We start from the raw sequence: 20,439 nt of genomic DNA on the forward strand, positions 1-20,439 counted from the left end.
CCCGACGTCCAAGGAAGGACCGATTCCCATGACCGACTTCATCTACGCCAATCCCGTGTCCGACGACCCGTCCGGCTACGCCGCCGGCCTGCAGGCGCTGCTCGACCGCTGCTCCGGCGAAGGCGGCGGCACCGTGTCCGTCACCGCCCCCGGCGTGCACCTGTGCGACGGACTGCGCCTGCGCAGCCGCGTGACGCTCGAGCTCGCCGAGGGCGTCACGCTCAGGGCCAGCGGCGACGAATCCACGTACGAGCACCGCCCCGGCCCGTTCGAGCTCAACGCCAACGAGACGCCCATCTGCGCGTTCGTCCACGGCAAGGGGCTCACCGGCGCGGCCATCCGCGGCAAAGGCGTGATCGACGGCAACTACGAGCGCTTCGTCCTGCCCGGGCAGGGCCCCGAGGTGCAGCACATCGCCACGTTCGCGTATCCGCGTCCCATGACCGTCTACCTCGAGGACTGCGAGGACGCCGTCATCGAGGGCGTGACCGTGGGCAACTCGCCGTTCTGGACCATCCATCTGGTCGGCTGCCGCAACACGGTGGTGCGCGACGTGGCCATCCGCAACGAGATGCGCATGCCCAACACCGACGGCATCGACGTGGACCGCTGCGACAACACGCTCATCGAGCGCTGCGACATCGTCACCGGCGACGACGGCGTGTGCCCCAAGTGCACCGAGGAGACCGCGCGCTACGGCGGCTGTTCCAACCTCACGGTGCGCGACTGCCGGATCGTCACCCGCAGCTCCGCCGTCAAGCTCGGCTCGTCCAGCTTCGCCGACTTCGAGAACATGACGTTCGAGCGCCTCACGATCCGCGACTCGAACCGCGGCCTGGCGTTCCAGCTGCGCGACCCGGGCTCGGCGCGCAACATCGTGTTCCGCGACGTGACGATCACCACGGCCACGTTCTCGCGCGAATGGTGGGGCTCCGCCGAGGCGATCTACCTGACGATCCTGCCGCGCACCGACGCCACGGACATGACCGGACGCGTGATCGAACACGTGCGCTTCGAGCGGGTGACCGGCACCTGCGGGCTGCCGGTGGTGGCCGTGGGCCATGCGCCCGGCGCGATCCGCGACGTGACGCTCGACGGCGTGGAACTCGAGGCGAGCGGCGGCGCGGGCGGCGACGGCGATGCGGGCGGTGCCGGCGCGGACGGCGTCTCGTACGACGTGGACGTGCGCCCGTGGCGCGGCGGCGACGCCAAGGTGCCGGTGCCCGCCGCGGACATGCTGGGCGACGGTCCCGCGTTCCGCAGGGAGGCGTGCCGCATCCGCTTCCGGTGACCGCCGCGGCATGGCATTTGCGTGCCGGTTGGGCGGGTATCTGCAGAGTCGGGGTGATTTTCCGAGGTCTGCGGGCAGATATCTGCCGACGGAAGGCGAAAAGTACCCCTGACTCTGCAGATACCCCGTTCGGGTGGTGCGCGGACGCGGTGTGATGCGCCTCGCCGCCGACGAGACGCCCCGTCCGGGCGGTCGGTGGTCGGTCTGCGGGCGGGCTCGATGCCGCGTGCGACGGAACGGCAGGCCGGCGGTCCGCCGACGATTTGTCCCTACGGTCATTCGCGGCAGCGTTGCGGCCGACGGCCGGATTGCGGGGCCATGCATGGGCTTTCGGTGGCCATCCGTCGCAACGTTGCGATGATGAGCCAAGTTGTGGTTCTTTCGGAGACTCTTCGTTGGTCGTCTGTCGCAACGTTGCGATGAGTGGAGAGGTGCGGTGAGCGGAGGGGCGCGATGAGTGGGGCGTTGCGATGAGTGGAGACGTCGCGCGATGATGCGTCAGGGCCGACGCCCGACGAGGCGGGACCGGCGGCCCGTCGCGGCGCCCGCCCGTCCCGCATCGTGTGCAACGATTGACGCGGCACATGGTTCGCTGATCGTACAATGAACGGTATGGCAGATCAGGTGAAGGCCGCCGCGGGCGGCGAGGACGAGTCCGTGGATCCGAAGACCCCGACCGAGGCGGCCTCGACCCCGGAGGCTCCGGAGACCCCGGCCAAGGTGACCATCCGCGACGTGGCGAAGCTGGCCGGCGTCTCGCCGTCCACGGTCTCGCGCGCGTTCGCCAAGCCGGACCGCGTGTCCGCCGCCACCACCAAGCGCATCTTCGCGGCGGCCGACCGGCTCGGTTATCACGCGGAGCCGGTGGAGACCGTGCCGAGCCGCGGCCAGCGCGGGCTCATCGCCATCATCGTGCCGGACATCGCCAACGAGTTCTTCTCCGACATCATCCGCGGCGTGGAGCGCGAGTGCGCCACGCACGGCCTGGCGCTCATCGTCTCCGAGTCGCGCGAGAACGCCTCGATGGAGCGCGCCGCGTTCGACAAGGTCGTGGGCTACGCCGACGGCGTGATCCTTACCTCCTCGCGCATGCCGGACGCCATGATCCGCAAGTGCGCGCAGTCGCGCCCGGTGGTGGTGGTCAATCGCGCGGTGCGCGGCGTGCCGAGCGTGCTCATCGACAACGCGCCCGGCGTGGAGCAGGCCATCGAGTACCTGCACGGCCGCGGCGTGGAGGGCGTCACGTACCTTGACGGCCCGGCCGTCTCGTGGTCGGTGGGCGTGCGTTGGAACACCATCGCCGCCGCCTGCCGCGCGCACGAGATGGACGTGCATCGCCTGTGGCCCGGTTCGCCCACGTTCGAGGGCGGCTTCGCCTTCGCGGACAAGTTCATGCAGCATCCCACGCAGGCGGTGATCGCGCACAACGACCTCATGGCCATCGGCTTCATGGCGGCCATGCGTCGCCGCGGCATGGAGGCGCCGCGCGACTTCCGGATCATCGGCTTCGACGACGACATCGTGGCGCGCGTGAGCGAGCCGACGCTGACGTCGATCCGCGTCTCGCTGCCCATCCTCGCCGCGCGCGCCGCGCGACTGCTGTTCGCGCGCATCAACGGCGAGCATCAGGATGCGGAGGTGTTCCGCGTGCCCTCGTCGCTCGTGCTGCGCGGCAGCACCGGGCGCTGATCCGCTCCGGCGCCGGGCCGGCCGGGCGCCGGCCGGGCACTGGCGGACACGGCACGGCGGACGCGTGCCGTGCGCGACACGCGCGGCCGGTACAACGCTGAAACGAACATCGTAAATGTTCATTTCCTGTTCATGTTGACGCCAATGCACATGTTCGGTGTGCGATCGCTCACCTAATCGCACGGTTTCGCTCGCGGATGTTCGCTTTCGTGCGCCGGTGCGGCAAACGGTGGCTCGCAATGCGTCCGTAACGTGTGGTGGCGGTAGGGTTGGGCCGTGTCGGGCGGGGCGGAAGACCTTCGGGAGCCGTCTCGGATGTGCGATCGAACCGCGCAGGGTTCCGTTTCCTGCATGTGAGATGTAACATCGAATCGTTCATGACCGGCATGGCGACCGTCCCCACGGACGGTCGAGACGACCAACGAAAGCGGGGAGCGACATGGTGTTCGCGATGACGACCAACGCACTGAAGGGCATGCTCAGGGACGCGCACGAGCACGGGTACGCGTACCCGGCCATCAACGTGAGCAACCTCGACACCGGCATCGCCGCCATGGCGGGACTCGAGCAGGCGAAGTCCGCCGGGTTCATCCAGATCAGCGTGGGCGCGGCCAAGCAGGCCGGTCCCACCGGCGACCCGGTGGAGGGCTCCATCATCCTGGGACGCACCCTGCGCGATCTGCGCAAGGCCCAGCACGTCCCGATCGCCATCCACACCGACCACTGCCACGCCGACATGGTGGACGCGTGGCTCGTCCCGCTGCTCAGGGAGCTCAAGGTCCTCAAGGACGCCGGCGAGGAGAAGATCTTCGACTCGTTCATGTTCGACGGCTCGCACGACGAGATCCACGACAACGTGGCCACCATCCGGCGTCTCCTGCCGCTCGTCAGGGACGTCGACGGCGTGCTGGAGGTCGAGGCCGGCGGCAAGTGGGGCGGCATGGAGGACGGCGTGGCCGACAAGGCCGTGTTCTCCACCCCGGAGGACGTCAAGGAGATCCAGCGCACGTTCGAGGACGCCGGCCTCACCGCCGACGACTACCTGCTGGCCGTCGCCTTCGGCAACGCGCACGGCACCGCCGTGGTGCCGGACCTCCACCCCGAGCTGCTCAGCGAGATCGCCGAGAAGACCGGCGAGCGCAACCTGTACGTGTTCCACGGCGGCTCCGGTTCCCCGGACGACGACGTGCGCGCCGCGGTCGCCAACGGCGTCGTCAAGATGAACGTGGACACCGACACGCAGTACGCCTACACCGCCGGCGTGGACGGGTTCCTCACGGACGCGAACGGCGTGCAGCGCTCGCACCGCGAGGGCAAGAAGTTCTTCGACCCGCGCCACTGGAACGCCGCGGGCCGCAAGTCGATGACCGCCAAGGTCGTCGAGGTCGCCGAACTGCTCGGCTCCGCCGGGCGCGCCGAGGCCGTCGAGTACCGCTCGGTGCTCGACCCCGTCGTCGCCTGACGCCTCGCTTCGCCGCACGTCGCACCATCAGCACCAACACCACCATCATCAAGGGAGATGCATCACCACATGACCGGACAGCTTTACCTTCTCCGCCACGGACAGACCTACTGGGCCCTCTCGGGGCAGCACACCGGACTCGCCGACGTGCCGCTCACCGCCAAGGGCGTGGAGCAGGCCGCGGACGCCGGAATCCGCGTCAAGGCGCGCCACCCCGGCGACTTCGCCGCCGTCTACGTCTCGCCGCTGCTGCGCGCCCAGCAGACCGCCGAGGCCGCGGGGCTCGACGCGGAGACGCTCGACGACCTGCACGAATGGGACTACGGGCGCGCCGAGGGCCGCACGCGCGCCGACCTGTCCGCCGCGCTCGGACGCCCCTGGGACCTGTGGGAGGACGGCCCGGCCGTGCTGCCGCGCGAGCTGGGCGGCGAGCGCGTGGAGACGCTGCCCGACGGCACGCCCGTGACCGTGGCCGGCAAGGACGGCGAGACGCTCGACGAGGTGTACGCGCGCGCCGGCCGCGTGGTCGCCAGGGTGCGCCCGCTCATCGACGAGGGGCGGGACGTGCTGCTGGTGGCGCACTCGCACATCATCCGCGAGGTGACCGTCGCGTGGCTCGGCCTGCCGGGCATCGCCGGACGCAGCCTCGAACTCGGCACCGCGCAGTTCTCGGTGCTGGGCGTGCACAAGGGCCAGCCCGTCATCCAGCACTGGGGGCTGTGATGCCCGCACGTCCCCGCCGCCGGCCCCTGGTGATGGGCAACTGGAAGATGAACCTCAACCATCGCGAGGCCGCGCGCTGGATGGTCGACTACTCGGGCATGAACGACGACTGGGAGCGGCGCATGGCCGCCTCCGGCCAGCCGCTCGACCGGCCCGAGATCGGCATCCTGCCGCCGTTCACCTCCATCCAGTCGTTCATCGACACCATCGACGAGCGCGGCATGGACGGGGACCTCGCGGTGGGCGCGCAGACCGTGAGCGACGTGGCCAAGGGCGCCTACACCGGCGACATCTCGGCCGACATGCTCTCCGCACTCGGCTGCAGATACGTGCTGGTGGGCCACTCCGAGCAACGGCGCTACCACCCGGAGGACGACGACACGTTCGCCACGAAGATGCGCGTGGTGCTCGACAACGGCATGCTGCCGATCCTGTGCATCGGCGAGACCGCGCTCGGCCGCGAGCACGGCATCGGCATCGACTACGCGCTGCGCCAGCTCGCCGAGGCCGTCAGCCGGATGAGCTGCGAGGACATGAGGCGCGTCACCATCGCCTACGAGCCGGTGTGGAGCATCGGCACCGGCAACGTGCCGGACCTCAACGTCATCGAGTCGGCGCTTGCGGACATCCGTGACTTCATCAACGCGTCGTTCGGCGCGGACATCGCCGCGGACGTGCGCATCCTGTACGGCGGCTCGGTCAAGCCCGACAACGCCGCCGCGATCATCCGCCTCAACGACATCGACGGCTTCCTGGTGGGCGGCGCGAGCCTGGACCCGCGCTCGTTCGCCAAGATCTGTCACCGCGTCGCCGAGTCGTCGGTCAACCGCCGCCAGCGTCCGGCTTCGCGCGGGTTCAAGCGCCCGGGGCGCATGACGATCGCCGAGTTCGAGCACCCGGATCTCGAGCCCGCCCGCCGCGCGCTCGCCGCCGACGTGGCGCGCGACTTCCCCGATTCGCATTCGTGGCGTCTCTCGCTCGCTCTGGCCGCCTACCGCACCGCCGGATTCGCGTGGCTGGAGGTGATGGCCGTGCAGGAGCTCATCGAGGCGGTGGACGCCGCCGGCACGCGCATCGAGGAGGGCCCGGACATGCTGCGCGACATCATCTGGGATTCGCGCCGGCTCATCATCGAGGCCATGATGGCGTTGGTGGAGCGCGACGCCGTGCAGGGCATGTATTCGGTGGAGCAGTGGCTCGTGTCCTCCGATCCGCGGCTCACGCACGACGAGCGCTGCAAGCGTCTGGTGCAGTGCTACGCCTCGAGCACGTGCGAGCGCGCGTGGCGCATGTTCGCGTCCGACGAGCCGTACGAGGCGTTCAGCACGGCGTTCATGGAAGGCTATCTCTCCTGCGACGCGAACACGGACAACCGCCGGTGGCGCCGGCGCGGCATCGACCGCTACAAGACGCGCCCGTGGTTCCCGAACCACGGCGACGGCACCGAGGAGGTGTAGGTGCGGCGTCCGGCCGCGGAACCCGCCGGGGGAGGGGCGTCGGAGCCCGTTCCTGCAACGATTGGCAACCGGTCCGTGCGCGGCGCGCGCACGGCGTCATACTGGATGCTGCGAAGTACATTTCCCGTGCCTGCGCCGCGCGAGACGTGGTGGTGCGGCGGCCGGGATCCATCGGCAAAGGAGTCGAAGCATGAGCTTCCTGGATGACGATTACCTGCTGACCACCGACGTGGCCAAGGAGCTGTTCCACGGCACGGCCGAAAGCCTGCCCATCGTGGACTACCACTGCCATCTGAGCCCCAAGGAGATCTACGAGGACGAGAACTTCTCCGACATCGTGGCCGCCTGGCTCACCGACGGCAACAACTACGGCGACCACTACAAGTGGCGTCTGATCCGCGCCAACGGCACGCCGGAAGAGCTCATCACCGGCAAGGGCGACCCGTGGGAGAAGTTCCAGGCGTACGCCGCCACGATGGAGAAGGCCATCGGCTCGCCGGTCTACCTGTGGACGCACATGGAGCTGCGCCGCTACTTCGGCATCACCGAGACGCTCACCACGCGCACCGCCAAGGCCATCTACGACCAGACCAACGAGATGCTGGCCACCAAGGACTTCACGCGCCGCGCGCTGCTGCGCCGCATGGGTCTGGACACCATCTGCACCACCGACGACCCGGTCGATTCCCTCGAGTACCACAAGCGCTTTGCGGAGGACGGCGGCGACACGTTCGCGATGATCCCGGCCATGCGCCCGGACAAGGCCCTCAACCCGGACAAGCCCGGCTTCGCCGAGTGGGTGGACCAGCTCGAGCAGGTCACCGGCCGCACGGTCAACTCGTTCGACGACATGATGGCCGGCATCAACGACCGCGTGGACTTCTTCCACTCGCTGGGCTCGCGCCTGTCCGACCACGCCGCGGACCTCATGGTGTACGCCGAGGCCACGGACGCCGAGCTGGACGAGATCCTCTCCAGGGCGCGCGCCGGCAGGGAGCTGACCGCGGACGACCTGGCCAAGTACCGCACCGCGCTGTTCCTGGAGCTCATGAAGATCTACGACGCGCACGACTGGACCATGCAGCTGCACATCCACGCCATGCGCAACGTCAACTCGGTGGGCTTCGCCGAGCACGGCGCGGACACCGGCTTCGACGCCCTGAACGACCGCTCGATCGCCGAGCCGCTGGCGCAGCTGTTCGACGCGGCCGCCCGCCGCGGCTCGATCCCGCGCACCATCATCTACTCGCTCAACCCGAACGACTACCTGCCGATCGCCACCGTGATGGGCTGCTTCCAGGGCGGCGGCAAGAAGCAGCGCATGGCGCTGGGCAACGCCTGGTGGTTCAACGACACCCGCACCGGCATCCGCCGCCAGCTCGAGGTGATGGCCGAGGAGTCGCTGCTGGGCAACTTCGTGGGCATGACCACCGACTCCCGCTCGTTCCTGAGCTTCCCGCGCCACGAGTTCTTCCGCCGCATCCTGTGCGAGCTGGTGGGCGAGTGGGCCGAGCGCGGCGAGGTCCCGAACGACATCGACTACCTCAGGCCGCTCATCGCGGACGTGAGCTACAACAACGCGAAGGCGCTGTTCGCCTGATCCGGCGACGGGGCCCGGCGCGCGGTCGTCGTCTGATCGTCTGATCGGTTGACCGTCTGATCGCCCGATGGCCCGTTGGGCATCCGTTTCGGCAAGCGAAGGCGGTGGTTTTTCCCTGAGGCGCCATATTCCGGCGCTCCGACGGGAAACCACCGCCTTCGCTTGTTCCGGAGGCGCCCGCCGCATCGCCGTCGCGCCGATGCAGTGCCAAATGTTGGGACGGTATGCCAAGGTCTGGTATGCTTGGAGTCGTTCCATTCCATTGCATCGAAGAGGATCAATCATGGCATTAGCACCATCATTGAAGCTCCCCACGATTACGCACATCCGCGCGTACTCGATGGGCGGCGCTGCGGCCAAGGTCCACGGCCAGGGCGGCGGCGACTACCACGATCAGGGCAAGGACCACTGGATCGACGACCACATCGCCACCCCGATGTCCAAGTACGCCGAGTACAAGCAGTCCCGCCAGTCCTTCGGCATCAACGTCCTGGGCACCCTCGTCGTCGAGGTCGAGGCCTCCGACGGCACCACCGGCTTCGCGATCTCCACCGCCGGCACCGTGGGCTGCTTCATCGTCGAGCACCACCTGTCCCGCTTCGTGGAGGGCAAGCGCGTCGACCAGATCAAGCTGATCCACGACCAGATGCTCAACGCCACCCAGTACTACTCCGGCGGCGGCGGCGTGGTGATCAACACCATCTCCTGCGTCGATCTGGCCCTGTGGGACCTCTACGGCAAGGTCGTCAAGCTCCCGGTCTACAAGCTGCTCGGCGGCGCCGTGCGCGACGAGATCCACTTCTACGCCACCGGCGCCCGCCCGGACCTGGCCCAGAAGATGGGCTTCATCGGCGGCAAGATGCCGACCCACTGGGGCCCGGCCGACGGCGACGAAGGCATCGCCAAGGACATCGCCACGCTCAAGGAGATGCGCGAGCGCGTGGGCGACAACTTCTGGCTGATGTTCGACTGCTGGATGAGCCAGGACGTCAACTACGCCACCAAGCTGGCGCACGCGGCCGCCCCGTACAAGCTCAAGTGGCTGGAGGAGTGCTTCCCGCCCCAGCAGGTGGAGTCCTACCGCCAGCTCAAGAAGAACATGCCGGCCGGCATGCTCATGACCACCGGCGAGCACACCGGCACCCTCGAGGGCTTCAAGGAGCTCTCCGAGGCCGGCGTGGACATCCTGCAGCCCGACGTCGGCTGGTGCGGCGGCGTGACCTCGCTGTGCGAGATCGCGGCCGTGGCCAAGTCCCGCGGCCAGCTCGTGGTGCCGCACGGCTCCTCCGTGTACTCGCACCACGCGGTGATCACGTTCACCAACACGCCGTTCAGCGAGATGCTCATGACCTCCCCGCACGCCGACTACGTGCGTCCGCAGTTCGACCCGGTCCTCATCGACGAGCCGGTGCCGCACGACGGCATCATCACCGCCGAGGAGCTGGACAAGCCCGGCTTCGGCGTCGAACTCAACCGCGAGTGCCCGCTCGAGCGTCCGTTCGAGCACTGAGTCCCTCAGCCGCCTCCGCATGCCGCGCATCCCGGATCCGTCCGGGGCGGTGCGCGGGGGCGGCTGTCGTTTTCCCGCAACACGCAAGACTCCGGTTCCGCGGGCCGGCGCCAGGACGCGCCGCGCGGACCGGGAAAGAGCCAAGACAAGGCCAAGCAAGCCAGAAAGGACATGTCAAGGATGACATCCGTCGCCCTGCCCCATAACGAATTCAAGGCCGCGCTCAAGGAGGGCAGGCAGCTCAAGGGCCTGTGGATCGCCATGGGTTCGGCAACCTCCATCGAGATCGCCGCGGAGATCGGCTACGACTGGCTGCTCATCGACGGCGAGCACGGTCCGAACGACCTCAACACGATCCTCGACCAGCTGCGCGCCGTGCACGGCTACCCGACCGTCCCGATCGTGCGTCCGCCGCACGCCGACCCGGTGCTCGTCAAGCAGGTGCTGGACCTGGGCGCCCAGACGCTGCTGCTGCCGATGATCAACACCCGCGAGGAGGCCGAGCTGATGGTCAAGGCCATCAACTACGCCCCCGAGGGCATCCGCGGCGTGGGCGGCGTGATCGCCCGCTCCGGCCGCTGGGGCCTCATCCCGAACTACATGCGCGACGCCAAGAAGGAGCTCTGCCTGATCCTGCAGGTCGAGTCCCAGGAGGGCCTCGACAACATCGACGAGATCGCCTCCGTGGAGGGCGTGGACGCCATCTTCATCGGCCCCGCCGATCTGTCCGCCTCGCTCGGTCACCCGGACGACGCCGGCGCCATCCAGGACCAGGTGAAGTACGCGTTCGACCGCATCAAGGCGCACGGCAAGGCCATCGGCTCGCTCGCGTTCGATCCCGCCACCGCGAAGAAGTACTTCGAGTGGGGCGCCTCGTTCGTGGCCGTGGCCGGCGACACCGACGTGTACGTGAGGGGCCTGAAGGCCGAGCTCGCGCACTACGCCGACTGACGCCGCAGGGCCCGGCGTCGCACGTCCGACGCCGTCCGACCGTCCGCCCGTGGCTCCGTGACGCGATCGCGGGGCCACGGGCGTCATCGATGCCGGGACATCGACGTCAGGATCAGCCGATCATCAGATCCAACCGTTCATCCGATCATCCGATCACGAAGGAGCGCACATGAAGACCACCGGCGAGGACACCCCCGTCATCGCGGGCACGCAGACCCTGATGAACGGCCTCAACGTGCTCAAGTCCGTGGCCGACGGCGCCCAGACGCTCGCCGACGTGGTGCGCGCCACGTCGCTCACGCGCTCCACCGCGCACCGCCTCATCCAGGCGCTGCGCGCCGCACGCTTCCTGCGCGACACCGCCGAGGGCACGCTCGCGCTGGGACCCGCGCTCATCGAGCTCGGTTTCCAGGCGCGCGACCAGGTCTCGCTGCAGTCGGTCGCGCGGCCCATCCTGCTCGACCTCGCCGAGGAGGCCAAGGACACCATCCACCTCGCCGTGGAGGACCACGGCGAATGCCTGTATCTGGACAAGGTCCACGGCAGCCGCAACGTGGAGATCCGATCGTGGCCCGGCGTGCGCATGCCGCTGACCTACACCGGCATCGGCAAGGCGCTGCTGCTTGACTCGCCGGAGCGCTGGGAACCGCAGTTCGTGGCCGACCGTTCGCGCATGGAACGCCAGCCGCAGCACGACTTCTCCAGCACGCGCGCCTTCGTCAACGCCATGCACACCTACGCCGAGCAGGGCTTCGCCTACGACCTCGAGGAGAACGAGCCCGGCATCCGCTGCGTGGCCGCGCCCATTCACGATGCCACGGGCGCGGTGGCCGGCGCGATCTCCGTGTCCGCCATGACGCAGGTGATGCCGCCGCGGCGCATGAAGAGCCTCGGCCCGGTGGTGAGGGCCGCCGCCGACCGCATCAGCGTGGAGCTGGGGGCGCGTCCGGCGCGCTGACGCCGTTTCACGCACCGACGTTTCGTACGCCGCCAGTGCGCACGTCGGCGCTTCGCGTGCCGGCATTGCCCGCGCCGACGTCGCTTCCGTTGCAAGTGGTGGAAAAGCGCGGGCGCATCGCGCCGCCGATGGCTATCGTGAGGCACGGGCGCCGCCCCGCCCCGCGCACGTCGCGGAGCCGGCCGGTCGGCGCGGGAACCGATCGAAGGAAGCGTCATCACCATGAATCTGGCCGTACAGACGGGCGCGCTGCTGCTCGCCATCCTCGGAGCGTACGCGGGCAAGCGCATGCGCGTCTTCGGAGCGCATGACTACAAGCTGCTGCAGACCCTCATCTTCAACGTGACGCTGCCGGCCGCCGTGATCCAGTCGTTCGCGAAGAACGACCACGACCTGCGCATGTTCTGGGTGATCCTGCTGGGATTCCTCTCCGCGCTCATCCCCCTGCTCGTCATCTACGCGGCCGCGCGCCGCGCGCCCAGGGAGTCGCGCGGCTTCCAGATGCTCGTGGGCACCACGTTCAACATCGGCAGCTTCGCGCTGCCGGTCATCACCACGTTCCTGGGCGCGGGCGCCGGCGTGGCCGTGGTGATGTTCGACATCGGCAACGCCATGATGTGCGCGGCCGGCTCGCTGGTGCTCACCAACCTGCTGCTGCATCTGGACAAGGGCTGGGACACCATGACCACGGGGCAGCGGTGCCGCACCATCGCGCGCAACTTCTACTCCTCGGTGCCGTTCGACATGTACGTGATCATGATCGTGCTGCTGCTGTGCAGGGTCTCGATCCCCGAGCCCGTGGTCACGCTCATCACCCCGTTCGCCAACGCTAACACGTTCCTGTCCATGGCGATGGTGGGCATGATGATGGAGGTGCCGCAGCGCCGTGCCGACATGCTCGACATGGTCAAGGTGCTCGGCTGGAGGCTCGCGGTGGCGGTGATCGCCGCGCTGGCCGCGTGGTTCCTGCTGCCGCTGGCGCCCGAGGTGCGCATGGTGGTGGCGATCACCGCGTTCGCGCCGATCTCGATCTTCTCCACCAAGTTCGCCGACCAGACGCTGGACCGCGGCGAGCTGGCGGGCTTCAGCCTGACGGTGAGCGCCATCATCTCGCTGCTCGTGATGGCCGGGCTGTGCGCCTGGCTGCCGGCGCTGCTCTGATCCCGGGTTTTCGGGAGGCTGCGTCGGCTCCGGTAAGGGTGCGGCGGGGCCGTTGATGTGCGATTGTGCCAATTGTGGGCATGGTCGCGTCTCCCGTTGGCAAGCGAAGGCGGTGGTTTCTGTGATCGTCCTTGGGATTCCGGGGATCCGTCGGAAACCTTCGCCTTCGTTTGCTTGGGGGAGGGCGATGCGGTCCGTCGCACACGTGGTTCGGCTCCGATAAGGGGTCGACGGGGCCGTTGTCGTGCGATTGTGCCAATTGTGGGCATGGTCGCGTCTTCCGTTGGCAAGCGAAGGCGGGGGTTTCTCCTGACGTCCTTGGAATTCCGGGGATCCGTGGAAAACCTTCGCCTTCGTTTGCTCGAGGAGGGGCGATGCGGTCCGTCGCGCACGTGGTTCGGTTCCGATAAGGGCTCGGCGGGGCCGTTGCTGTGCGATGCCGCCAATTGTGGGCAGATTCGCGCATTCCTTGTCCGAGGAAGAGGAGGTGCCCGCCGCGCCACGCCCGGAGCAATCGTTCGACGCTCCGGATTGTGCAAACACCGGCAACGGTGCTAGCATGCCAATCATTCAACTGGCATGTCAGTGGGAACGTTGATATGCCAGCTGCGGAACCGTAACGATGCGGTTCCGAGGTGTCCGGCAGAGTTGCCGGCCTGAACAACGGAAAGAGAGATCCGCGCATGTCTGTTGAGATAATCATCGGCATAATCCTGATCCTGACCTTCGCGGGCATGGTCTGGTACTGCGTCAAGGGCCATAACCTGATGGTCGGCTTCTTCATCATCGCCACCCTGTGGATGGTGCTCGCCATGATCGGCAACGCCATAACGCCCAACCCCAAGATGGACGGGCAGAACTGGCTCGAAGTCTTCCAATACGTGTACCAAGCCGGCCCTGAGGGCTATGCCAAGTCCATCCTCGTCAACGTGTTCTTCGGCGCCTTCTTCGGCCGAGTCCTGATGGACACCGGCATCGCGGCCACCCTCATCCGCAAGGTCGTGGAGCTCGGCGGCGATCGTCCGCGCATCACGATGACCCTGCTGTGCATCGTTACCATGCTCATCTTCACCTCGATGACCGGCATCGGCCCGGTGATCTCCATCGCCGTGATCGTGCTGCCGATCATGCAGGCATTGGGCATCCCCGCCGCCGTCGCGCTGTTCTCGTTCATGGGTTCGATCATGGCCGGCATCTGCGCCAACGTCACCAACTTCAAGCAGTACCAGGGCATCCTGGGCGGCATGGACGCCCGCTTCCTCAACGAGTACGACTACACCAAGTACTTCCCGTTCGCCTGCATCATGGCCGGCGTGGCCCTGGTGACCGTGCTCGTCGTCTCCTTCATCGCCCTGCGCGGCAAGAAGTCCACCCGCTCCTGGGCCGCCCAGGCCCCGGCCTCCGCTCAGGAGAACGCTCCGTGGTACTCCTGGCTGTCCGTGATCCTGCCGGTGCTCATCATCGTCCTCATCAAGGTCACCGAGGTCGATCCCAAGACCGGCAAGGAGACCACCACCACGTTCCCGGTCATCCTCGCCTTCATCGTCGCGGCCCTGTACGCGCTCCTGACCACCGGCCACCTGTTCAAGGGCGGCTTCACCGAGGTCTGCCGCCGACTGGCCAAGGAGTTCGCCGACGGCTCCGTCGACGTCGCCCCGATGATCGGCTTCCTCCTCACGCTGTCCATGTTCAACAACGCGGCCATCTACGCGGCCCCGTACTTCGAGGCCATCGTGGGCAACGCCATCCCGCACAACGCGTTCATGATCTGCCTGATCTTCGCGATCATCGTCCCGCTCGGCTTCTTCCGTGGCCCGACCAACCTGGTCGGCTCCGGTACCGCCGTCGCGGCCCTGGTGCTCTCCGTCTTCCAGTGGCCGGTGGCCTTCATGTACCCGGTGCTCGCCACCGCGACGATCGTCCCGCAGCACCTCGATATCACCCAGTCCTGGGTGGCTTGGGGTCTCGGCTACTCGAAGGTCAGCTCTCGTGACTTCATGAAGATGTCCATCCCGACCGGCTGGATCGCGGGCGCCATCCTCATGTTCGTCGCCTTCGCGATGTACGGCGGCCTCGTCGGCGCCTGATCCGGCCCGACGCAGGACGTCTGAACGTTCAGACCTGACCTGAACCTATCCCAAACACGGGGAGTCCCGCGGCCCTCGCGGCAGGCGGGGCTCCCCGTCCCTTGTCCGGCACAGGTTCCGGACGCCCCCTCCCGCTCAGTTTTCCCGACAACCTTCCCATACCGTTCATCGGTTCATCGGTTTCCCCTATTTCCCTCCCCTCACGCAAAGCAGGTGCAACACATATGTCTCGAGCAGTACGAATGGGCATCGACGTCGGCGGCACCCACACCAAGGCCGTCGCCATCGACAACGCCACCCATGAGATCATCGGCAAGTCCAGCGTCAAGACCACGCACGACGACCCCCGCGGCGTCGCGGCCGGCGTCGTCAAGAGCTTCCAGAACTGCCTCAAGGAGCACAACATCTCCCCGGACGACGTGATCTTCGTCGCCCACTCCACCACGCAGGCCACCAACGCGCTGATCGAGGGCGACGTGGCCAAGGTGGGCGTGCTCGGCATGGCCAAGGGCGGCTTCGAGGCGTTCCTGGCCAAGCGCCAGACCAAGCTGAGCGACATCGAGGTCGCCGAAGGCAAGAAGATCCAGATCTTCAACGCGTTCCTCACCACCAAGCACCTCACCAAGGACGCCGTCTCGGGCGCCATCGACGAGCTGATCCGTCAGGGCGCCGAGGTGATCGTGGCCTCCATGGCGTTCGGCGTGGACGACGCCGGCCCCGAGCAGCTCGTGCAGGAGGTGTGCGCGGAGAAGAAGGTCCCCGTCACCATGGCCTCCGACATCACCAAGCTGTACGGCCTGACGCGCCGCACCCGCACCGCGGCCATCAACGCGTCCATCCTGCCCAAGATGCTCAACACCGCCAACTCCACCGAGCAGTCGGTGCGCGAGTCCGGCGTGAACGTGCCGCTCATGATCATGCGCGGCGACGGCGGCGTCATGGAGATCAACGAGATGAAGAAGCGCCCGGTGCTCACCATGCTCTCCGGCCCGGCCGCCTCCGTGATGGGCTCGCTCATGTACCTGCGCGCCTCCAACGGCGTGTACTTCGAGGTGGGCGGCACCACCACGAACATCGGCGTCATCAAGAACGGCCGTCCGGCCATCGACTACTCGATCGTGGGCAAGTACCCCACGTTCATCTCCTCGCTCGACGTGCGCGTCCTCGGCTGCGCGGGCGGTTCCATGGTGCGCGCCAACAAGCAGGGCGTCATCGACGTGGGCCCCCGTTCCGCGCACATCGCCGGCCTCGAGTACGCGGTGTTCTACCCCAAGGACGAGATCGTGGACCCGCAGGTGGAGTTCTTCTCCCCGAAGCCCGGCGACCCGGCCGACTACGTGGCGGTGCGTCTGGCCAACGGCAAGCGCATCACCATCACCAACTCCTGCGCCGCCAACGTGCTGGGCCTGGTCAAGCCCGAGTACTTCTCCTACGGCGACGCCGAGGCCGCCAAGCTCGCCATGAAGGCGCTGGCCGACTACTGCGGCACCACCGTGGAGGACATCGCCACGCAGATCATGGAGCGCTCCTACGCCAAGATCGAGCCGGTGATCCTGGACCTGGCCGAGAAGTACAAGCTCGAGAAGGACCAGATCTCGCTGGTGGGCGTCGGCGGCGGCGCCGCGTCGCTCATCGTGTACTTCGCGGACAAGATGGGCGTCAAGTACTCGATCCCGGACAACGCCGAGGTCATCTCGTCCATCGGCGTGGCCCTGGCCATGGTGCGCGACGTGGTGGAGCGCATCATCCCCAACCCCACGCAGGACGACATCCGCGCCATCAAGAACGAGGCGATCGACAAGGCCATCGAGTCGGGCGCCACCGCGGACAGCGTCGAGGTGCACATCGAGATCGACCCGCAGACCTCCAAGGTCACGGCCATCGCCACCGGTTCCACCGAGGTGAAGACCGCCGGCGACCATCTCAAGGAGTTCACCGCCGCCGAGGCGCAGGAGCTCGCCGCCGAGGACATGCGCCTCAAGGATCCGAAGCAGGCCGTGCTGGTGGAGCAGTCCGACCACTTCTTCGTCTACGGCACGAGCACCGAGGTCGCGTCCGCCAAGGCCGGCCCGATGCGCATCATCGACAAGAAGGGCTTCATCAAGGTCCAGCGCGCCCGCGCCCTGGCCCTGAAGACCACGGCGGCCCACTTCGAGGAGGCCGTGGCCAAGCTCTGGGACGAGATGGCGGTCTACCAGTCCGAGGTCATCATCCGCCCGGACTACTACCTGTGCATCGGCCCGCGCGTGATGGACTTCTCGAACCCGGACTACGAGCAGCTGCTCCTGCTCATGAACCTCGAGGTCTCCACGCTCGATCCGGACACCGAGATCCTGATCGTCGCCGGCAACATCCGCCAGGACGGCTTCGAGTAAAGCCGGTCCCTGCCGCGTCGGGACGATATCGGCGAGTATCGTCCCGACGTAGGGCACGGTCCCCGCGGACCCGTCGCGTCCTTTGCGGACGCGACGTCCGCATCTCACGCAACGCAGAAGGAGCACCGCAATGGGCATCTTGAAATCCGACGGCACCGGTCGTCGACTCGACGGCGATCTGGGCGACGGCGACCGCGCGTTCGACGGCACGGTCGGCGACGAGGAGATCCGGGATGCCCTGCACGGCGCGATCGACAAGTTCTTCGACCGCATCTCCGGCAAGAGCAAGGCCGACGGTGCCGAGGCGTCGCTGGACGGCGGCGTCTCCGGCTCCGCGGCCGGTGCGGCGTCCTCGCCCGCCGCACTTGACCTGCCCGCCATGATGCGCCGCCTCGCCGAAGTGGGCGAACCCGCGTGGGGGCGCTACATCCTGGCGAACGACATGCTGCGCGACAAGATCGACGCCGCCGAGGGCGACGAGATGGCCGCCAGGGCCGCCGAATGCGGCCGCGAATGGGCGGCACGCGCACGCGAACGCTACGGCACGAACCGCCCCGGCGAGATCGCCGCGAAGCTCGGCATCGCCGTGGCGGACAACCCGGCGCCCGTCTCCGGCAGGCGCGCGCTGTTCGCCCAGTACCTGCCGGGCTCCGGGGACGACGCCCGCATCGAGGTGCTGGCCGACCCGCTCAACCGCTACGGCACGTTGCGCGAACGCCTGATCGCGCAGGCGTCCGGTGCCGAGGGCAGTGACGGCGGCAACGGCGGCAACGACAGCGCCGCCGATGGGGTCGCCGATCTGGAGCATCTGCTGCCCACCGTGGCGCGCGTGCGCACGCTGCTGCTCGCCCACGAGCTGTTCCACGCCATCGAGGACCGCAACGAGGCGGACATCTACACCCGCACGGCCACCATCAGGCTGTGGAAGGTGTTCGGCAAGGAGAACCGCTCCACGGTGCGCGGTCTGGGGGAGATCGGCGCGGGGGCGTTCGCCCGCGAGCTGGTCGGCGCTCCGTTCTGTCCGTTCGCTCTGGACGTGCTGCTCATGTGGGCGTACGCTCCGGACAACGCGCGGGCCCTGTATCGTCAGGTGCTGCGCTTCGACGAGTGACGGCCGGGCCGTCCGGTCGCCCCACCTCCGCATCGCCGCGGAACAGCACATCACACGTTGTTCGTTTCCTCATGCTACGGTTGCACCGCCGCGGCATGGGGTCCACGGCAAGGAAGGAGGGACGCGATGGCCAACACCAAGCTGAGCGACCGGCTCTACGAGCGCATCAAGCAGGACATCCTGTTCCTCAGGCTCGAACCCGGCGAGGCCGTGAGCATGCAGAAGCTCTCGGACATGTACGGCGGCTCACGCACCCCCGTGCGCGAGGCCGTGGTGCGCCTGGAGCAGGAGGGGCTGCTCATCGTGCACCCGCAGTCCAAGACCGAGGTGAGCCCCATCTCCGTGTCTCGCGTGGAGCAGGAGCGCTTCGTACGCACCGCGCTGGAGGACGCCGCCGTGGACGACTTCATCCGCAAGTGCAACCAGCTCGCCGTGGACACCATGGACCACATCAACCACATCTTCGCGCGCGCGATCGAGCGCGAGGACTACAAGAGCATGTTCGACGTGGACAACCGCTTCCACCGCCTCATCTTCGAGGTGGCCGGCCGCATGCTCGCCTACGACCTGTCCTCCTCCGCCAGCTCGCACGACATGCGCATGCGCTATCTGGGCCTCGCCATGGGCCATCAGGGCCCGAACGTGCTGGCCGAGCACCGCGCCATCGCCGAGGCCGCGCGCGACCTGGACGGCGAACGCATGCGCCTGCTGCTGCGCGAGCATCTGGGCTACTGGTCCCGCGCGCTCGGCACGCTGCGCGCCGCCTGCCCCGACGGCTACTTCGTCGACTGAGCGCGACGATGGCGGCGACGATGGCGGCGACAACGGCAGGGGCGGCGGCACAGCACGTGAGGCTCGGCATCGTGGACAACGACCGTCTGGTGCTGCAGGCGCTCGCCGGAGGCCTGACCCGTGCGCTCGGCGGTGGGTTCGCGGTGCTGTGGGCCGTGCCCGAGGGACTCGAGGCGCTGGATCGCTGCTCGCGTGAGGGGAGCGCGCCCGACCTGCTGCTCGTGGACGTCTCGATGGAGGACATCAGCGGCATCCGCGTCTGCCGTGCGATCCGGCATGACGATCCGCGCATGCTGCTGCTCGCGATGACGTCGTTCACGCTGGAATCGTATGCGCCGCAGGTCGCCGCGGCCGGGGCGCAGGGCATCGTGGCCAAGGACGACGTGCACGGCATCGCGCGGGCGGTGCGCGCGGTGGCGGACGGCGGCCTGTGGAACGCGGAGCTGGTGCGCGGTGCCGATGTGCCGTTCGCGTCGCCCGGCGAGGCCTACCTGCGTCTGCGCGCGGAGAGGAATCATGAACTTTCGGTGCGCGAGACGCAGATCGTCGACCGATGCGCCCGCGGCTGGCCCTATGCCCGCACCGCGCTGGCGCTCGGCATCGGCGAGGCGACCGTGCGCACCTACGTGGAGCGCGCCTGCCGCAAGCTCGGCGCCGCCAACCGCCAGCAGCTCATCGCCCTGTGGCTCGACGAGAGACGTCGGGAGTAGCGGCGTCAGTTGCGTTGGTCATGTCGTCGTCACGGCGACAGAACAGCATCAGCGGCACGTCGGTGTACTTCAGCAGGAGCAGGCAGATCATCCACATGATGAAGAGGACCGTCGATATGATGTCCAGCGGTTTCCAAGCGATGACGATGTCGGTGACCATCACCGTCACGCAGACTCCGAGCAACAGGAAGTAGTCCTTGATCGTCCGTCTGATCTTCGCCGGGTCGAATCGGCCCCGTTCCTCGACGGTCATCGCCGTATAGGCCCGGAGCAGCGGCAGGAAGTGATCGGGATCTCGATCCACCGATGCATACCAGAATGCGATCATGCCGAGCAGGAGGCCGTATACGAGAACGATGTTGACATAGAAAGTCGGATACATGATGGATGCCTTTCACGGTCGTTCTCTTGATGACAGGGGAATATGGAGGAATGAAGGAGTTCCTTGGCCTGCGGGAAGCGACGCCGCCTCCGGAACCAGCATGCGGCATGCGCCGGGAGATTGCAATCAGGTGTCCCCGTTTCCGTGGACGGCACGTTGCGGAACGCGGGACAACGCGGC

16 protein-coding genes are annotated in these 20,439 nt (G+C 67.8%); 15 read left to right on the forward strand and 1 reads right to left on the reverse strand.

All coding sequences use genetic code 11. From position 1 onward, the window contains the following. Positions 1-28: 28 nt before the first annotated feature. The 15 genes from G1C96_RS07900 (at position 29) to G1C96_RS07970 (ending at position 19,877) form a co-directional block, all read left to right on the forward strand. Positions 29-1,291 (forward strand): glycoside hydrolase family 28 protein, encoded by a 1,263-nt coding sequence (locus tag G1C96_RS07900; protein ID WP_169276046.1) that lies wholly within the window; start codon positions 29-31, stop codon positions 1,289-1,291. A gap of 612 nt (positions 1,292-1,903) precedes the next feature. Next, on the forward strand, positions 1,904-2,980 hold the full coding sequence (locus G1C96_RS07905; protein WP_169276047.1) for a LacI family DNA-binding transcriptional regulator: 1,077 nt from the start codon (positions 1,904-1,906) through the stop codon (positions 2,978-2,980). A 451-nt stretch (positions 2,981-3,431) separates the two neighbouring features. Beyond that, complete coding sequence (locus G1C96_RS07910) at positions 3,432-4,442, forward strand: class II fructose-bisphosphate aldolase (protein WP_169276048.1); 1,011 nt, start codon at positions 3,432-3,434, stop codon at positions 4,440-4,442. Between the two features lie 69 nt (positions 4,443-4,511). Further along, positions 4,512-5,165 (forward strand): histidine phosphatase family protein, encoded by a 654-nt coding sequence (locus G1C96_RS07915; RefSeq protein WP_240945166.1) that lies wholly within the window; start codon positions 4,512-4,514, stop codon positions 5,163-5,165. After that, on the forward strand, positions 5,165-6,622 hold the full coding sequence (gene tpiA, locus G1C96_RS07920; protein ID WP_169276050.1) for a triose-phosphate isomerase: 1,458 nt from the start codon (positions 5,165-5,167) through the stop codon (positions 6,620-6,622). Before G1C96_RS07915 ends, tpiA begins: the two co-directional genes overlap by 1 nt. Before the next feature lie 190 nt (positions 6,623-6,812). Continuing rightward, positions 6,813-8,222, forward strand: a complete 1,410-nt coding sequence (uxaC, locus tag G1C96_RS07925) for a glucuronate isomerase (RefSeq protein WP_169276051.1) — start codon at positions 6,813-6,815, stop codon at positions 8,220-8,222. Positions 8,223-8,505: 283 nt separating this feature from the next. Then, positions 8,506-9,732 carry an L-rhamnonate dehydratase gene (gene rhmD, locus G1C96_RS07930; protein ID WP_205832097.1) on the forward strand — a complete coding sequence of 409 codons (1,227 nt, stop codon included), beginning with the start codon at positions 8,506-8,508 and terminating at the stop codon, positions 9,730-9,732. 180 nt (positions 9,733-9,912) lie between these two features. Beyond that, complete coding sequence (locus G1C96_RS07935) at positions 9,913-10,683, forward strand: HpcH/HpaI aldolase family protein (protein ID WP_169276052.1); 771 nt, start codon at positions 9,913-9,915, stop codon at positions 10,681-10,683. Positions 10,684-10,852: 169 nt separating this feature from the next. Beyond that, on the forward strand, positions 10,853-11,641 hold the full coding sequence (locus G1C96_RS07940; protein WP_169276053.1) for an IclR family transcriptional regulator: 789 nt from the start codon (positions 10,853-10,855) through the stop codon (positions 11,639-11,641). 222 nt (positions 11,642-11,863) lie between these two features. Further along, positions 11,864-12,802, forward strand: a complete 939-nt coding sequence (locus tag G1C96_RS07945) for an AEC family transporter (RefSeq protein WP_240945167.1) — start codon at positions 11,864-11,866, stop codon at positions 12,800-12,802. A gap of 683 nt (positions 12,803-13,485) precedes the next feature. Beyond that, positions 13,486-14,889, forward strand: coding sequence for a citrate transporter (locus tag G1C96_RS07950; RefSeq protein ID WP_169276054.1), 1,404 nt, complete (start codon positions 13,486-13,488; stop codon positions 14,887-14,889). Between the two features lie 242 nt (positions 14,890-15,131). Beyond that, positions 15,132-17,264, forward strand: coding sequence for a hydantoinase/oxoprolinase family protein (locus tag G1C96_RS07955; protein WP_205832098.1), 2,133 nt, complete (start codon positions 15,132-15,134; stop codon positions 17,262-17,264). A 130-nt stretch (positions 17,265-17,394) separates the two neighbouring features. Further along, complete coding sequence (locus G1C96_RS07960) at positions 17,395-18,375, forward strand: hypothetical protein (RefSeq protein WP_169276056.1); 981 nt, start codon at positions 17,395-17,397, stop codon at positions 18,373-18,375. A gap of 126 nt (positions 18,376-18,501) precedes the next feature. Next, positions 18,502-19,167: a GntR family transcriptional regulator gene (locus tag G1C96_RS07965; protein WP_169276057.1), complete on the forward strand. Its 666-nt coding sequence runs from the start codon at positions 18,502-18,504 to the stop codon at positions 19,165-19,167. Positions 19,168-19,187: 20 nt separating this feature from the next. Further along, positions 19,188-19,877, forward strand: a complete 690-nt coding sequence (locus G1C96_RS07970) for a response regulator transcription factor (RefSeq protein ID WP_169276058.1) — start codon at positions 19,188-19,190, stop codon at positions 19,875-19,877. On the opposite strand, the gene G1C96_RS07975 is transcribed toward G1C96_RS07970, so the two are convergent. Further along, positions 19,840-20,259: a hypothetical protein gene (locus G1C96_RS07975; RefSeq protein WP_169276059.1), complete on the reverse strand. Its 420-nt coding sequence runs from the start codon at positions 20,257-20,259 to the stop codon at positions 19,840-19,842. The two genes, G1C96_RS07970 and G1C96_RS07975, sit on opposite strands and share 38 nt — an antisense overlap. Between the last annotated feature and the right edge of the window lie 180 nt (positions 20,260-20,439).

The organism is Bifidobacterium moraviense (assembly GCF_012932365.1).
In the GTDB taxonomy this organism is placed as follows: Bacteria; Actinomycetota; Actinomycetes; order Actinomycetales; family Bifidobacteriaceae; genus Bifidobacterium; species Bifidobacterium moraviense.

Coding starts and splice junctions, on each gene's coding strand:
- G1C96_RS07900 (WP_169276046.1), top strand. CDS start 29: ATGACCGACTTCATCTACGCCAATCCCGTGTCCGACGACCCGTCCGGC.
- G1C96_RS07905 (WP_169276047.1), top strand. CDS start 1,904: ATGGCAGATCAGGTGAAGGCCGCCGCGGGCGGCGAGGACGAGTCCGTG.
- G1C96_RS07910 (WP_169276048.1), top strand. CDS start 3,432: ATGACGACCAACGCACTGAAGGGCATGCTCAGGGACGCGCACGAGCAC.
- G1C96_RS07915 (WP_240945166.1), top strand. CDS start 4,512: ATGACCGGACAGCTTTACCTTCTCCGCCACGGACAGACCTACTGGGCC.
- tpiA (WP_169276050.1), top strand. CDS start 5,165: ATGCCCGCACGTCCCCGCCGCCGGCCCCTGGTGATGGGCAACTGGAAG.
- uxaC (WP_169276051.1), top strand. CDS start 6,813: ATGAGCTTCCTGGATGACGATTACCTGCTGACCACCGACGTGGCCAAG.
- rhmD (WP_205832097.1), top strand. CDS start 8,506: ATGGCATTAGCACCATCATTGAAGCTCCCCACGATTACGCACATCCGC.
- G1C96_RS07935 (WP_169276052.1), top strand. CDS start 9,913: ATGACATCCGTCGCCCTGCCCCATAACGAATTCAAGGCCGCGCTCAAG.
- G1C96_RS07940 (WP_169276053.1), top strand. CDS start 10,853: ATGAAGACCACCGGCGAGGACACCCCCGTCATCGCGGGCACGCAGACC.
- G1C96_RS07945 (WP_240945167.1), top strand. CDS start 11,864: ATGAATCTGGCCGTACAGACGGGCGCGCTGCTGCTCGCCATCCTCGGA.
- G1C96_RS07950 (WP_169276054.1), top strand. CDS start 13,486: ATGTCTGTTGAGATAATCATCGGCATAATCCTGATCCTGACCTTCGCG.
- G1C96_RS07955 (WP_205832098.1), top strand. CDS start 15,132: ATGGGCATCGACGTCGGCGGCACCCACACCAAGGCCGTCGCCATCGAC.
- G1C96_RS07960 (WP_169276056.1), top strand. CDS start 17,395: ATGGGCATCTTGAAATCCGACGGCACCGGTCGTCGACTCGACGGCGAT.
- G1C96_RS07965 (WP_169276057.1), top strand. CDS start 18,502: ATGGCCAACACCAAGCTGAGCGACCGGCTCTACGAGCGCATCAAGCAG.
- G1C96_RS07970 (WP_169276058.1), top strand. CDS start 19,188: ATGGCGGCGACAACGGCAGGGGCGGCGGCACAGCACGTGAGGCTCGGC.
- G1C96_RS07975 (WP_169276059.1), bottom strand. CDS start 20,259: ATGTATCCGACTTTCTATGTCAACATCGTTCTCGTATACGGCCTCCTG.